This is a genomic window from Aquifex pyrophilus (assembly GCF_054656935.1).
The window spans coordinates 22,866-36,994 of sequence record NZ_BAAHXJ010000012.1; the positions used below are offsets into that span (position 1 = coordinate 22,866).

16 protein-coding genes are annotated in these 14,129 nt (G+C 46.1%); 9 read left to right on the plus strand and 7 right to left on the minus strand.

Annotated features, from left to right (window positions below; genetic code table 11):
- Positions 1-2 precede the first annotated feature (2 nt).
- Genes ACYQZ0_RS07270 through ACYQZ0_RS07280 form a run of 3 tightly spaced genes read left to right on the plus strand, consistent with a single transcriptional unit; the run spans position 3 to position 3,872 of the window.
- The gene (locus tag ACYQZ0_RS07270) at positions 3-2,174 is read left to right on the plus strand and encodes a BadF/BadG/BcrA/BcrD ATPase family protein (protein ID WP_459775932.1); all 2,172 of its coding nucleotides are present in this window, start codon (positions 3-5) and stop codon (positions 2,172-2,174) included.
- Between the two features lies 1 nt (position 2,175).
- Positions 2,176-3,372 carry an acyl-CoA dehydratase activase-related protein gene (locus tag ACYQZ0_RS07275; RefSeq protein WP_459775933.1) on the plus strand — a complete coding sequence of 399 codons (1,197 nt, stop codon included), beginning with the start codon at positions 2,176-2,178 and terminating at the stop codon, positions 3,370-3,372.
- On the plus strand, positions 3,369-3,872 hold the full coding sequence (locus tag ACYQZ0_RS07280) for a DUF1931 family protein (protein WP_459775934.1): 504 nt from the start codon (positions 3,369-3,371) through the stop codon (positions 3,870-3,872). The genes ACYQZ0_RS07275 and ACYQZ0_RS07280 overlap by 4 nt, the downstream gene beginning before the upstream one ends.
- Here ACYQZ0_RS07280 and ACYQZ0_RS07285 read toward each other — a convergent pair.
- The 3 genes from ACYQZ0_RS07285 to ACYQZ0_RS07295 all read right to left on the minus strand — a co-directional run bounded on the left by ACYQZ0_RS07285 (position 3,869) and on the right by ACYQZ0_RS07295 (position 6,588).
- On the minus strand, positions 3,869-4,189 hold the full coding sequence (locus ACYQZ0_RS07285) for a tetratricopeptide repeat protein (RefSeq protein WP_459775935.1): 321 nt from the start codon (positions 4,187-4,189) through the stop codon (positions 3,869-3,871). The two genes, ACYQZ0_RS07280 and ACYQZ0_RS07285, sit on opposite strands and share 4 nt — an antisense overlap.
- The gene (locus ACYQZ0_RS07290; protein WP_459775936.1) at positions 4,167-4,751 is read right to left on the minus strand and encodes a metallophosphoesterase; all 585 of its coding nucleotides are present in this window, start codon (positions 4,749-4,751) and stop codon (positions 4,167-4,169) included. The genes ACYQZ0_RS07285 and ACYQZ0_RS07290 overlap by 23 nt, the downstream gene beginning before the upstream one ends.
- Before the next feature lie 154 nt (positions 4,752-4,905).
- Complete coding sequence (locus ACYQZ0_RS07295) at positions 4,906-6,588, minus strand: hypothetical protein (protein WP_459775937.1); 1,683 nt, start codon at positions 6,586-6,588, stop codon at positions 4,906-4,908.
- A gap of 190 nt (positions 6,589-6,778) precedes the next feature.
- Between ACYQZ0_RS07295 and ACYQZ0_RS07300 the strand changes: the two genes are divergently transcribed.
- From ACYQZ0_RS07300 to ACYQZ0_RS07320, 5 genes are all read left to right on the plus strand, one after another.
- On the plus strand, positions 6,779-7,018 hold the full coding sequence (locus ACYQZ0_RS07300) for a 4Fe-4S dicluster domain-containing protein (RefSeq protein WP_459775938.1): 240 nt from the start codon (positions 6,779-6,781) through the stop codon (positions 7,016-7,018).
- Between the two features lie 11 nt (positions 7,019-7,029).
- A complete protein-coding gene (locus ACYQZ0_RS07305) occupies positions 7,030-7,599 on the plus strand; it encodes a carbon monoxide dehydrogenase beta subunit family protein (RefSeq protein ID WP_459775939.1) in 570 nt (189 codons plus the stop codon).
- A gap of 71 nt (positions 7,600-7,670) precedes the next feature.
- Positions 7,671-8,885 (plus strand): transketolase C-terminal domain-containing protein, encoded by a 1,215-nt coding sequence (locus tag ACYQZ0_RS07310; protein ID WP_459775940.1) that lies wholly within the window; start codon positions 7,671-7,673, stop codon positions 8,883-8,885.
- Positions 8,875-9,735 (plus strand): thiamine pyrophosphate-dependent enzyme, encoded by an 861-nt coding sequence (locus ACYQZ0_RS07315; RefSeq protein WP_459775941.1) that lies wholly within the window; start codon positions 8,875-8,877, stop codon positions 9,733-9,735. The genes ACYQZ0_RS07310 and ACYQZ0_RS07315 overlap by 11 nt, the downstream gene beginning before the upstream one ends.
- Complete coding sequence (locus tag ACYQZ0_RS07320; protein WP_459775942.1) at positions 9,732-10,457, plus strand: 2-oxoacid:ferredoxin oxidoreductase family protein; 726 nt, start codon at positions 9,732-9,734, stop codon at positions 10,455-10,457. The genes ACYQZ0_RS07315 and ACYQZ0_RS07320 overlap by 4 nt, the downstream gene beginning before the upstream one ends.
- 19 nt (positions 10,458-10,476) lie before the next feature.
- Here ACYQZ0_RS07320 and ACYQZ0_RS07325 read toward each other — a convergent pair whose 3' ends face one another.
- Together ACYQZ0_RS07325 and ispH are read right to left on the minus strand one after the other, a co-directional pair.
- Entirely contained in the window at positions 10,477-10,980 is a 504-nt protein-coding gene (locus ACYQZ0_RS07325) for a thioredoxin fold domain-containing protein (RefSeq protein ID WP_459775943.1), read from the minus strand.
- The gene (gene ispH, locus ACYQZ0_RS07330) at positions 10,956-11,822 is read right to left on the minus strand and encodes a 4-hydroxy-3-methylbut-2-enyl diphosphate reductase (protein WP_459775944.1); all 867 of its coding nucleotides are present in this window, start codon (positions 11,820-11,822) and stop codon (positions 10,956-10,958) included. Before ispH ends, ACYQZ0_RS07325 begins: the two co-directional genes overlap by 25 nt.
- Positions 11,823-11,902: 80 nt before the next feature.
- Here ispH and ACYQZ0_RS07335 point away from each other — a divergent pair, with 80 nt between their 5' ends.
- Positions 11,903-13,105 (plus strand): class I SAM-dependent methyltransferase, encoded by a 1,203-nt coding sequence (locus ACYQZ0_RS07335; protein WP_459775945.1) that lies wholly within the window; start codon positions 11,903-11,905, stop codon positions 13,103-13,105.
- Here ACYQZ0_RS07335 and ACYQZ0_RS07340 read toward each other — a convergent pair.
- Positions 13,085-13,675, minus strand: coding sequence for a ribonuclease HII (locus tag ACYQZ0_RS07340; RefSeq protein WP_459775946.1), 591 nt, complete (start codon positions 13,673-13,675; stop codon positions 13,085-13,087). The genes ACYQZ0_RS07335 and ACYQZ0_RS07340 overlap by 21 nt on opposite strands.
- A complete protein-coding gene (gene rplS / locus ACYQZ0_RS07345; RefSeq protein WP_459775947.1) occupies positions 13,668-14,117 on the minus strand; it encodes a 50S ribosomal protein L19 in 450 nt (149 codons plus the stop codon). Before rplS ends, ACYQZ0_RS07340 begins: the two co-directional genes overlap by 8 nt.
- Between the last annotated feature and the right edge of the window lie 12 nt (positions 14,118-14,129).

The window sequence follows — 14,129 nt, forward strand, 5'->3', positions numbered from 1 at the left end:
ATATGCTTATCTTAGGTCTTGACGTGGGTTCTACAACCTGTAAATACATTCTCCTAAATGAAGAAGGAAGGATAATAGACAAAGCTTACGAGAGGCATAACACGAGGCAGGCGGAGAAGGTTCATGAGTTTTTGGAGAGACTTGAAAAGGAACACGGATTTAAGGCGGGTAGGGACCGCGTTTACATAACGGGCTCCGGAGGGGGAACGATAGGGGAGTTCATAGGTGCGAGGTTCGTTCAGGAGGTGGTTGCGGTAGCTACCGCGGTTGAGAAGCTCCACCCGGAAGTCCGCTTTGTATCCGAGATAGGCGGGGAGGATATGAAAACCATTTTCTTCAACGGGGAAGGGGATAAAAAGACGAGACAGGTCTTTATGCAGAGTGCCTGTGCGGGAGGAACGGGAAGCTTTATAGAGAAGGCTGCAAGAAAGCTCGGCATTCCCCCGGAGGAGCTCTCCCGTATGGGATACGCGGGATATCAGATACATAAGGTAAGTTCAAAGTGCGGAATTTTTGCGGAGGCGGACGTAAATACACTCGTAAAGGCGGGCGTTCCGAAGGAGGAGATAATAGCGAGCCTTTTCGAGGCTGTCGTTTACCAGAACCTTGCGGTTCTCACGAAGGGAAACACTCCGAGGCCTTACGTCCTCCTTCTCGGAGGTCCCAACCTCTTTTTCAGGGGACTTCAGGAAGCCTGGAGACATCACCTTAAGAAGCTGTGGGAAGAAAGGAATGTTCCCCTTCCCGAGGGAAAAGAGCCCGAGGAACTGATAATAGTTCCGGAAAACGCCCTTTACTACGCAGCCCTCGGGTGTGCCTTTACAGCACTTGCGGAGCCAAAGGAGAACGGATTATACAAGGGGAAGGATAAACTTAGGTGGTGGATAGAAGAGGGTCAGCACGAGCAGAAAAAGAAGGAAGGGAGAAAAGGACTCTGGAAAACAAAAGAAGAGCTTGAATCCTTCAGGAAAATTTACGAGCCTCAGGTCTTCGCATACAGGAACAGGAAACCCTATGAGGGTGAGATAAAAGAAGTAGTAATTGGTTGCGATTTCGGCTCAACGACCGCGAAAGCGGTTTGTATAAACAGGAATAAGGAGATACTCTTTTCCGTTTACACGTTGAGTAAGGGAAATCCCATAGAAGATGCTAAGTATTTATTCAGAAAGATAAAGGAAAGAATAGGTGATGCAAAGGTTCTCGGGCTCGGCGTTACTGGATACGGGAAGGACCTGCTCAAGGATATTCTCGGTGCGGATGTTGCAATCGTTGAGACGGTAGCCCACGCAACCGCGGGGCTTCACTTCTTCCCCGATGCGGACTGCATATGCGACGTTGGGGGAGTGGACGTAAAGATAATACTCATAAGAAACAGGGCGGTTGTTGATTTCAGACTAAATTCCCAGTGCTCTTCGGGAAACGGTGCATTCCTGCAGGGGGTTGCGGAGAGGTTCGGCATTCCCCTTGAAGAGATAGCGGAAAGAGCTTTTAAAGCCCAAGCTATGCCCGAACTCACGATGGGGTGCGGTGTCTTCCTCCAGAGCGATATAGTGAACCAGCAGAGGAAAGGGTGGAACGCGGACGAGATACTCGCGGCTCTCTGCTGGGTTCTTCCCCAGAACGTCTGGATATACGCGGGAAATATAACAAACTTCCAGAACGTGGGGAGGAAGATTATACTTCAAGGGGGAACGCACAGAAACCTTGCGGTTGTAAAGGCACAGGTTGACTTTTTGAGGTCAAAAATTCCAAACGCGGAAGTAGTCGTTCACCCCTACTCGGGGGAAGCGGGGGCGATTGGTGCGGCGTTAATAGCCCTTGAAAACTACGAAAGGACGGGGGAAACCTCCTTCAGGGGATTTGAAACCATAGAAAATCTTGAGTATAAGACGACAACGTCTGAGGATACGGTATGCAAGTGGTGTCCCGTTGAGTGTAAGAGAACGTTCATAGACGTCAAACTCCCCGGAGGAAAGGGAAGGCCTTGGTCAAAGGTTCCACTGCCCGAGGGATGGGTGAGAATTATCGTGAACAACGCATGCCCCAAGGGTCTTGTGGAGGATAAGAACGAACTAAAGGTCGTAAAAGAAGAGATGGAGAAGATGAAAGAGAAGTTCCCGAGCGTTGCCCAGTTCGTCCAGAGAGAGGCCTTCAATACGAGGGTGGAGGTGTAGTATGCTCCTTTTAAAGGTTTTTAAAAAAAGAACCGCCTCCGGCGGTGATAGGAGGAAACAAAGGGAAAATATAAGGGTAGGGATACCGAAGTTCTTAAATATATGGTCAACCCACAGGTTCTGGATAGGGTTCCTCAAATCCCTTGGAATAAAGCCCAAGAACATTATATTCAGCTCCGATACCTCCGAGGAGCAATACAGGGAGTTCGGAAAGGGAAGGATAGGTATGGACTCCTGCTATCCCGTTAAAGCCCTCGCGGGACACATAGGTGAACTACTCACGAAGAAGATAGATATACTCCTCGTCCCGATGATTTACTCCCTTCCCTCCTTCCTGAGGGGACACGTCGTTGACTCCCTTTCCTGCACGAGGGTTGCAATGGCACCCGAAAATATAAAGGCGGGATTTATAAAGGAGGAAAATGTATTTGAAAAACTCGGTGTTAGATACGTCTCCCCCTTTGTGAGCTTTGCGGAGCCCCATCTTCTTCCGAAACAGCTTTACGAAGCCTTCAAAGATGTTTTGAATGTTAGCTACGAAGAGGTTGAGAGAGCAGTAAAGGAAGGTCTTGAGGAGCTTGAGAGGTTTAACAAAAAGATGAGGAAGAAATCAAGGGAAATCCTTGAGTGGTGCGCAAAGGAAAACCACCCCTGCATACTCATACTCGCAAGACCATACCACATGGACCCGGGAATAGGGCACGAGATAGACGTTGAGTTCCAGAACTGCGGTTATCCCGTAGTGTGGGGTCAGTATCTACCTATAGACGAGGATATACTTGAGTGGCTTTTCGGGAGGGAAGTTGAGGAGGGGGTTATAAAGTCCCCCTTTGATATATCCGATGTTTGGGTTTCCTCTTACAGCGCGAATACGAACGAGATAATATGGGGTGCTAAGTTTGCCGCGAGATTTCCCTGGATAACGGCGGTCGTCAGGCTATCAAGTTATGAGTGCGGTATGGACCAGCCCACATACACACCCGTTCAGAAAATAGTTGAGGCCTCGGGAACCCTTTACTTCAAGTTTGGTGACCTTGACGAAACAAAGCCCTCGGGAAGCGTAAAGATAAGGGTTGAGACCATAGACTACTACGTAAAGAAATACTCAAAGGAAATAATAGAGAGAAAACTAAGAATGCTTGACCCCTCAAGAATGCCCGAAAGCTTCAGGAAAATACTTTATAATCAATTGACATGAGGTTAAGGAAACTTCCCATAAGAAGAAAGATGCCAATGGACCTTCCCTACATAGAAAAGCTCTTCAGGGAAGAGGTGGGGCTTGACATTAAGGAACACAAGGACAAAGGAGAAGTTATATCCGAAACGGTTGTTGAAATATACGAGGAGCTTCTCAGAAAGGGAATAGAAAATGCCAACTACAACGGAAGGGATTACGTCTCCTACAACGACCTTCCCATAACTGAGGACCTTGAGAGAAACATAAACAGGTTTATACAGGACAGGGGAGAAGAGGTTTTGAAGGCTTTCATAGATTACCTCGCTGAGCTTGAGGAGGAGCTTCTTAAGGTTCAGGAGGCACTCCCTCCCCTTGATGAGGAACTTCACAAGAAGAAGGGGGATATTCTCGGAGGAATAATGTTAACCTTTGCGGAAGTTGCAAAGATGATTAACGGGGAAAGGAAGCTTTACGCGGAAACAATACCTGTAACGAGGGAGGTTTTGAGGAGCATGATTTAAAAGCTCATTCTCCTCAGCTCCTCTATCCATTGCTGAAACTCTTGGGCCATTGAGGGGTGGTTATACTTCATAGCCTGTTTTATACCTTCTTCAAGAACTTCTATCGCTTTATGGAACTCTCCCAGCTCTTCGTAACACTTTGCTAGCGTTCTGTAAGCAGCTCCCTCATCTTCCTGAAGTTCCAAATACCTTGTTAAATGCTTTATAGCGTTCTCGTAATCTTTAGCCTTGTAATACTCAAGACCTAAGGAGTAATGAACCATAGGATTATCGGGACTCTTCTCAAGAAGCTGTTTAAAGTACTCTATTCTGTTCATTTGCAACCTCCTCAAGAATCTCCGAAAGGCTCACGGGTCTGTATCCGTTCCACTCAACGTTTACGTTATAACAATTTATCCCCACTTCCCTACAACCGCACTTTATACCCTCTTCATTCCAGTGAACGTGTCCGTGAATTAATAGCTCACACCCTTCCTTGAAGTATATCTCCCTCACAAGCTCCTGCCTTTCGGGATAGCGTTTGGTAAGCGGGTCAAGGGCAGGATAGTGGGAGAGGAGAATCCTTATTCCTTCGTGTTCAATAATTGTGTAAAACTCGTGAACCTCGTCAAAAAACTCCCTCAGCTTTTCCTTATTCCTATCGTGATTTCCCATCACCAAAATCTTCTTTACGGGGAGCTCCTTCCAGATTTTTAGGTATCCCTTCTCATCGTTGAAGTGCCAGGTGAAGTCCCCCAGGTGAAATAAGGTATCTTCCTCCCTTAAGGTCTGGTAAAGGTTATTCAGTATTAGGGCCTCAAATCCAACGAACCTAACCTTTGGGTTCAGGTTCACTATGTTTTCGTGGTAGAAGTGTGTGTCAGAAATGAAGTGCACCATAGGTTAATAATTTAGAAAGGGCCTCCCGGGCGGGAGGCCAAAAAAACATAGGGGGAGGGAGGGGGAGGGAGGGAGTTTGTGAACTTCTCCGCAACCCCTCGCTTTTTATTGCTAACTACATTATAGGAATATTTTTCATTTATGTCAAGTGAAATTATTTCGTATCTCCAAACTTAAGAAGCGTTCTCAGGATGTTCCATATGCCGCTTTCCCTAACGCCTGTTGAATCAACAGCTTTCAGGTCCTCAAGGGAGTTTCCTCCATTTGAAATACCGAAGGGTTTATCAAATACGTCCCTTCCAAATATGAAAGCCTGGGCCTTAACTATTCGGTAATACTGCTTATTTATTCCCAGTGCCCTTGCTTCACTCGGCAGGAACAGCTCAGGCTTTATATATCCATCTTCGTCAAGGTAATTGATGAGTTCGGGATTTGTAATTATGTTCTCTTCGGGAGAAAGGACAGGGGATATCTTACTTGTATCCTTGCTAATCCTAGAAAGTATTTCCTCATTGCTTCTGAAGTGGTCTCCTCCCGCGGTAAGGGCAAAGTAAAGCTGGTATTCTCCTTTTGCAAGTTTTACAAGCTCCTTCAGGGTTGGCCCCACGTTCGCGTTTTCAAGATACTTGTAATTCCAGTCCTTTATATTTTTCACGGTGAGGTTGTAATCCTGCTCCATCCATCCTTTCTTGCCGGGGACTTTCCTCCAGAACGTAAAGGTTCCGTCAACCGTTCCGCCTATACCTCCGTGGCAAGCTATACAGAACTTACTCTCCTGAGCTGTCTGGGGGCGCAGTTTCCCGTTTTCATCCTCTATAAATGCTCTCATTTCCCAGTATCCCGAGTCGTTAAAGAACCTTCCCTTATCCCAGAAGAAGCTTTCCTCTTCTTCCTCTTCCTCTCCGCCTCCTTCCCTCGTATCCGCATAAGCGAGTTTTTTCATATACCTCATCTCCTTTATTCTCAGGGATTTGAAGGATATGCTGTTTTCGGGGTCAAGGTAGTAAAGGGGGTGAGCAAATTCCGTTCCCGGAGGATACTGATAGGTTATAACAGGAACATCTTTCGCATCACCCTCGTAATATGCTGGAAGCTCAAAATTTCCTATTTCCGTTCCCGAACATGTCTCTCCCACCTGAACGCCCTTTACCGCACACTCAAGTATTGCGAGATTTTTCTTATAGGTTTCCTTGTCAAACTTTCCGTTTTTGGTTCTGAACTTCTCAGGAAGCCTTATAAAGGTTGAGTCTATCCTGCCGTTCGTCGGGAAAAATCCCGGGAAAGGTTTCCACTTGAATACCCTCCATCCCGTATAGTTTCCATTTTCGTCCAGAACAAAACCCTCATTATCAAGATTAACAAGCTTGTAAGAACCGTTTTCGTAAGCGTAAATCGGAGGTATATCGGGGAAGTATTCAAGTTCTCCTTTTCTGTTATTGTAAGCCTCTGTCCAGTTGTTCATTCTTATCCAGCTCCATATTTCCTCATCTGAAGGCTCCGGAATATGACCTATTGTGAGTTCCGGTTTAATAGCGTTAAGCCACGGATTTCCCATTTCCTTAATCTCTTCCGGGAAATCATAGACAAGCTGTAAATCGTAGTCCTCAACCTCGTTAGCGTAAGGAGTATTCGCGGTTGTGTGACAAACGTAACAGGGATTTGCTATCGCCCTTCCTTGCCTTGCTATGCCTGTATCCGTATAACACTCAAGGGGAATATTCGGTTCAGGATTATGATTCTGAACTTTAGTTTCAATTATTTCTTCTTTCGGAATATCTCCTCCGCAAGAGAAAAGAATTAAAGGAATTGTAGCAACAAACACTTTCTTTTTTAACATGTATCCACCTCCTTTTAAATTTAAATCTTTTAAATTTAAATAAGTATTGAAACTTAATTTCATATAGCGGTTAAATGATTTTAATCATAAAATTTAAATTTAAAATGCTGTTTTAAGGGGCTTTTCACTTGTAAATTTATTAAACAGCCTTTATATTTTAATTCACAAAACCTTTTTGGAGGAAGAGGTAATGTACTACGTTGCTCAGGTCATTCGTGATGAGTGTTCAAAATACAACTGTAAGCAGTGCACCCTCTTCTGTCCCGAGCCCAATACGTTGATGTATACAGATGAAGGGCATCACGCTTACGTTAATACATTGAGATGTAAAGGATGTGCTCTTTGTGTTTACGTCTGCTCTGACCTCTTGAAGCGTGATTCCATTGAGATGGTCTATGCGGAAAACAGGGACGTTGCGGGAGTAAGGTAAGGAGGTAAGGTATGGCAAAGTTAGGTCCTTCGGGATACTCCCCGTATCCCGTTGCTGTCACGGAAGGCGTTTTAACACCTCCTCCTGGAAAGGCTTTAATGTTCAACGAGATAGTTGACGAAGAAATAGCAATGAGGGAAGCCGCAAAGGCAATGCTGACGAGGGACAACCCGACGATATTCCCCGGACCCCAAGTTCTATACGCCTGGAACGAGGAGGCAAAGAAGAAGGCAAAACTCGTGAGGAAAATGGCTGAGGTTCTCGGAGCAAAAATCATTCCCATGTACGACTACAGACCCAAGTATCCGAAGATTGACCCCGAAAAGGAGATAAATCCGAACCATCCCAACCTTACCATATGGCACAACAAGATAAAGGCGTGCATATTCATAGGCGTTCACTGCCACTATGCCAACGTTGCACTCAAGATAATAAGGGCGGAAACGGACTGCTTCACGATAGCGATGTGCAGTATGGCGGGACACGAGGACGCGATGATAACGCTCAGGGACCAGCACTCGGAAGACCTTGAGAAGTTTATAAGGATTGCGGAAGAGGTTAAGAGAGAGCTCGGTAAATGAGGTTTAGCTCATATTTCCATCGGAGGGTAGGGATTTAAATTTAAGGAAAAGTTTTTAAAAGGAGGTGTATTATGGCACAACAAGTAAAGACCGAGAAGGTCAGATACAATAGAATGGGCCAACGCATAGTATCCCCCGATTACCTTCTCTTTGAAGCTCCCAGAACGAAACACTTCATCACGGGTTCCGAAGCGGTAAAGGAAGCGGCAAAGAGGGCAAGCGTTGACGCGTCAATCTCTTACCCCATAACACCCCAATCTGAAGCGGCACACATGCTCGGAGAGCTCTGGAGGGAAGGGTATATAGGCGTTTACTTCAGGGGTGAGTCCGAATTCGGTGTTATGTCCGAAGTAGCCGGATGTGCAATGGCGGGAGCGAGGACGATAACGACAACCTCCGGACCCGGAACGCTCAGGGCTATGGAACTCTTCCCGATGTGGGCAGGTTCAAGACTTCCCATACAGCTCGTCCTCATGGCAAGGGGAATAAACTCTCCTCTATCCATACAGCCCGATAACCTTGAGATGTACTTCCTCCTTGATACGGGATGTATGGTATGGCACGCGGAAACCGCCCAAGAGCTCTTTGATATGATAATTGCGGGATTTGTTGTAGCGGAACAACCCGACGTTCACGTTCCCGTTATAACAGCTATAGACGGATTCTTCATATCTCACACGAGGGAAGCGGTTTACCTACCTCCCGAGGATATAGCACTGCCTCCTTATGACCCCTATAAGGCACCCATGCCCCCCATAGATATGGAAATGCCTCCCGGAAGGTTCATGAGAGACCCCTTCGTAATGAAGTCAAACTACATCTCTTACGCAACTCACGCAAGCTGGCAGTTTGAAGTTAGGGCTGCAATAGAGAGGTCAAGGCCTTACGCAAAACACTACCTCAGGGGACTTGTTGAACACTTCGGAGACCCCGAAGGAGAGGTTCTCTTCATAGCGAGCGGAACCGCTGCAGCACAGGCTAAGGAAGCTACCCAGATACTCATACACGAGGAAGGCATAAAGGCAAGGGTTCTCAGGATAAAGACGATAAGACCCTTCCCCACCGAAGAGGTAAGGGAAGCGGTAAAGGGTGCGAAGTACATATTCATTCCCGAGTTCAACGTTGTCGGATGGCTTGAAAGGGAAGTCAAGAGGGCCCTTTACGGACACACGGATATTCCCATATTCGGAACACCCAGAGTTGGTGGTGGTATGACCATGCCTCCTGAGTTCATAGTTCAAGAAGTTCTTAGACTTATTGGTAAGGAGGTGAAACATGTCGGTTAAGATATTCAAGATTAACGAAGATTTAAAAGAGTTCATGCCCCAAGAAATTATTGACCTTGAAGAGAAGGCAACCTGGGGCAATCCCAAGAGGGGGGTTATGGACCTTCCCTACTCAAAGGAGCTCATAGAGGAACACTCCCTCTGTGCGGGATGCCCCGAGTCTGCAGCATTCAGATACATCCTCGCTTCTCTTCCTAACCCCGAGGATACGGTAATAGTTAACTCAACGGGATGCACATCCCTCGTATTCCCCCACATAGCACTCCATACTGTTCACCCCCTATTCGGAAACCAGAACTCTGTGGCTTCGGGAATTAAGAGGGTTCTTGAGTGGAGATTCCCCGACAAGGTTAAGGACGTTGTGGTTATAGCAGGGGACGGTGCTACCATAGACATAGGACTTGACTGCACCCTTCAGTCCTTCTTCAGACAGGAGAAGATAACGACGATATGCTTTGATAACGAGGTTTACGCGAACACGGGAGGACAGGACAGCGGTGCAACTCCCAGGGGAATGGAGTTCAAAATGGCTCCCGGTGGAAAGCAGTGGGACAAGGTTCCCATGTGGCAACTTGCAATAGACTCCGGATGCCACTACGTAGCAAGGCTAACGGTTTCCTCACCCAAGAAGGTTGAGCAGGTCGTTAAGAAGGCTATATACGTTGCGAGGGAAGTAGGACCAACATACATACACCTCTACACTCCCTGCATACTTGAGATAGGACTTAACTCCGACCAAGGTCTCTGGGAAATGAGGCAGAGGGATAAGGAAAGGTTCAAGTTCTTTGAATATATGACCGATGAGGCTAAGGAAGTTATAGAAAGGAAGAAGAAGGAGGGTCTGTTATGAGCCAACCCGTAAGGAGAAGAATTAACGTAAGAATGCCCGCAATAGGTGGGCAGGGTGCTGTTTCCGCCGCCCACATTATGGCTACCGCCGCGGACCACGCCGGTTATTACGCGGTCTCAAACCCCTTCTACGGTGCGGAAAAGAGAATGGCACCTTCGGAAAGTTACGTAAGAATAGGGATAGAGCCCATATACGACAGGGGAGAGGTTGTTTACCCCGACGTCATAATGGTTTTCCACTCCCAGGTTATAACGATGGGTAAATCCTACACGATGCCCTTCTACTCCGGTATAAAGAAGAACGGACTTATCATAATAAACGCGGAAGAAGACCTCCTTTCCGAAGAGGATAAGGCCTTCCTTGAGGAGAGGAATGTAAAGATATTTAACTTCTCCGCAACGAAGTTCGCGGTTGAAATTGCCGGAACGGAACTCGCAACAAACATGGCTATGATTGGTGCCTTCTTCGGAATTACCCAAATCGTCGGAATGGAATCCATAGAAGAGGGTATAAAGGCAAGATTCCTTAAGAAGTTCGTAGCTTCCGGTGGTACCGCATCTCTTGACTCCGCAATAGAAAGGAAGTTTAAGAAGAAGCTTGAGCTCATAGAGAAAAACATTGCTACCGCAAGGGCTGCTTACGAGTTTGCAAACCAGTGGGCTAAGGAACAGGGTATAGAGCCCTGGCTTCCCAAACCCGAGGTTGCCCTCCAGCAGGCTTAAATCCTCTTCTTTTCTTTTTTTACTCTTCTATTTCCAAGTAATAGAAAAGTTTGGGGGATTCTCCTTCTATTACCTTTCCCTTGTCCGGAATTATGTTTAAGGGAACCGCTCTGAGCCCTACAGAATCCGCAGCCTTTAAATGGTAATTAAGCTTTTCACATCTATTCGGGTTTATCTCTTTGTCGTCAAGCTTTCCGAGAAGGACCTCATCAAGGGCTTTTTGTGGATTTTCTGAACAAACTATGTAGTAGGCTTTCTTTAAGTTCTCCTCTCCCCAGCCCTTGAAGGGTATTACGAATACGTAAATCTTTAGCTTATCAAGGTGATTTCTCAACTTTTTCCACTCTTTTCTGCAGTGGGGACAATCGGGGTTAACGAATACTATCAACTCTTTACTTCCCTTCCCTACAACTACAGCCTTATCAAGGGGAAGTTCCTTTACCTGCTCTTTTATAAGCTCCTCGTAAAGGGATGCGAAGGTGAATATAAACAGAACCGTTAGGAGACCAAGGAGCCTGAGCATATCTCTTTTATTTTATCCTTAACCTCCTCTATTATCCAGTCGGGGGTTGAGGCACCTGCGGATATACCTACCCTTTTTACGCCCTTGAACCAATCGGGGGAAAGCTCATCAGCGGTTTCTATGTGGTAGGTTCTCGGGTTTATCTCCCTTGATATCTGGTATAGCCTCCTCGTGTTTCCGCTGTTTTTCCCGCCTATTATTATCATGACGTCCACTTGGGGGGCGAGCTTCTTGACGCTTTCCTGTCTCAGCGATGTTGCGTTGCAAATCGTGTTTATAACCTTTACCTCTTTAACCCAGAGTGCTATCTCGCCTACAACCTCTTTAAAGAACTCCTCGTTCTGGGTCGTTTGGGCTACTATCCCAACCTTCTCGTATTTTAAGGCTTCCCCTATATCCTCCATCGTTTCAACCACCATTCCCTTTCCGTTACATGCCCTCAGGTATCCGAGAGTTCCTATAACTTCGGGATGGTTTTTCTCGCCTACGAGAACGATAAAATAACCTTCCTTAGTGAGCTGGCAAACAGCTTCATGAACCGCTTTAACGTAGGGGCAGGTTGCATCTATCACCCTGAGGCCTTTTCTCTTTAATTCTTCTTCTTTTTCGGGGGGTATGCCGTGGGAACGGATTATGACGGTATCCCCTTCCATGAATTCCTGACCATCGCTCGGAAATACACCGAGGCTTTTTAATCTATTAACTTCCTGAGGATTGTGTATAATCGGACCAAGGGTGTAAACCTTCCCCCTCGCTTCCTTTAAGCTCTCCTCCGCAAGCTTTACGGCTCTCTTTACACCGAAGCAGAATCCCGCGTGTTCCGCTACGAGTATCTCAACCATGCTAAAAGCATATAAATATACACTGGGGATGTCAATGAGATAAGTCGTAACTAAATTTTTAAAGAGAGGGGGGTGTTTTTATGATAAAAGAGACGATAATTGAAAGAATAGTAAACAAGCTAAACGATGGATACCAGGAAAAAATAGGCGTTGAGCTTCCCGACGGAAAAAGAATACCCGAGGGAGAGGTTAAACACCTCGTTCGTTTTAAAAGCTGGGATGCCTTGAGTTATACGCTCAGGGACCCCGAGATGGGTTTCGGAGAAAGCTATATGAACGGGGATATAGACGTTGAGGGAAGCCTTGAAGAGGTTATAAAGAGGGGGATGAAGGTATTCAGGGATACGGAAAAGGAAAAGCTTTTCAGTATTCTCAGGCACATTCCTCTTTTCAGAACGTTCAGGGATGAGAAGAACGTAAAGCACCACTACGACCTCGGGAACGATTTTTATAAGCTATGGCTTGATGAGAGTATGACTTACTCCTGTGCCTTTTTTGAAAATCCCGAGATGAGCATTGAAGAGGCCCAGAGCTTAAAGAGAAGGATAATTTTTGAGAAGCTCCGTTTAAAGGAGGGGGACAGGCTTCTTGATATAGGTTGCGGGTGGGGTTCTATAATCCTTGAAGCGGGGGAGGTTTACGGCGCTAATGCGGTCGGGATAACCCTATCGGACAATCAGTATGAATACGTGAAGGAGAAAATAAGGGAAAGGGGACTTGAGGGAAAGGTCGAGGTTTATAAGCTCCATTACAAGGATTTGCCCAAGCTCGGAAAGAAGTTTAACAAGGTCGTTTCTGTGGGCATGTTTGAGCATGTTGGAAGGGAAAACTACAGACTCTTTTTTGAGACGGTTTACAAAGTGATGGAGGATAAGGGTCTTTTCCTGCTCCACACAATTGGCAAGTTCCATCCGGACACTCAGAGCAGGTGGATAAGGAAGTATATATTCCCGGGAGGGTATCTGCCCTCCATATCGGAGATTGAGGAAAGCTTAAGGGAACTTGAGTTTTACCTCATTGATTTTGACAACTGGAGAATGCATTACTACTGGACCTTACAAAAGTGGAAGGAGAGATTCCTGAAAAACGTTGATAAAGTCAGGGAGATGTTCGGTGAACGCTTCGTGAGAATGTGGGAACTTTATTTAACATCTGCCGCAGTATCCTTCCTTATAGGTTCAAATTACGTTTTCCAGATACTCCTTTCAAAAGGCGTTAAGAACGATTATCCCGTGATAGAGAGGAAGTTTATAGAAAGTCCTTTAAAAGAGCTTGTTTTTTAAGGGGGAGTAGCTCTTTCTGTGTATCTCCGTTGTTTTTCCCTTTTCAATTAACTCCATATGTTTCTTCGTTGGGTATCCTTTGTTTGAAATAAAGTCAAACTCGGGGTATATCCTGTGATAAATCTCCATAATCTTATCCCTTATGACCTTAGCAACTATTGAGGCACAGGCACAGGAGAGGCTTTTCTCATCTCCTTTTACTAAGGGTATGCAGTTCACACCTTCAAGCTTTACGTAGTCTGTAATGACTATGTCGTAATGGTGTTTTAGGTCCTCAAGGGCTCTCTTCATCGCGAGTTTCGTCGCCCTTAGTATGTTTATCCTGTCTATCACAACGCTGTCAATTACCGCGGTCCCTACCGCAAGGGCTCTTTTCTTAATCTCTTCATAGGCCTCTTCCCTCTCTTCCTTTGTGAGTTTTTTTGAATCCCCCTTTATAAAGGGCTCGGTAAACGGGGGAAGTATTACGGCGGCGGCAACAACGGGGCCAGCAAGGGGTCCCCTTCCCGCTTCATCAACTCCCGCAACGGTGAGTCCCTTTTCCCAGAGCTTTAGCTCGTAATCAAGCATTTTCCTGCTGTTCTTGTTTCTTCTTTTCCTCTTCCCTCTGCTTTCTTGCCTCTTCCTTTCTCTTCTGCATTGCCTCGTATTCCCAGGACTTAATCTCTTTAATCTTCCTTTCCGCGGTCTTACCTTTGAGCTCTCTAAGGAAGTATAGCTTAGCCCTTCTCACCTTACCTATCTTTACGACCTCTATTTTCTCTATGTTGGGGCTGTAGTAAGGGAAAGTTCTCTCTATCCCCACTCCGAAGGACTCCCTTCTAACTGTAAAGGTCTTCCCTGCACCGCTTCCTCTGATACGAATAACTACACCCTCAAAGGGTTGAATCCTTTCCCTGTCCCCTTCCTTTATCCTGTAGTAAACCCTTACGGTGTAACCAACTCTGAAGTCGGGATACTCCTTCTTGGGAAGGTATTTCTTCTCAATCTTGCGGAGTAGCTCGCTGCTCATCTTTCTCCTCCT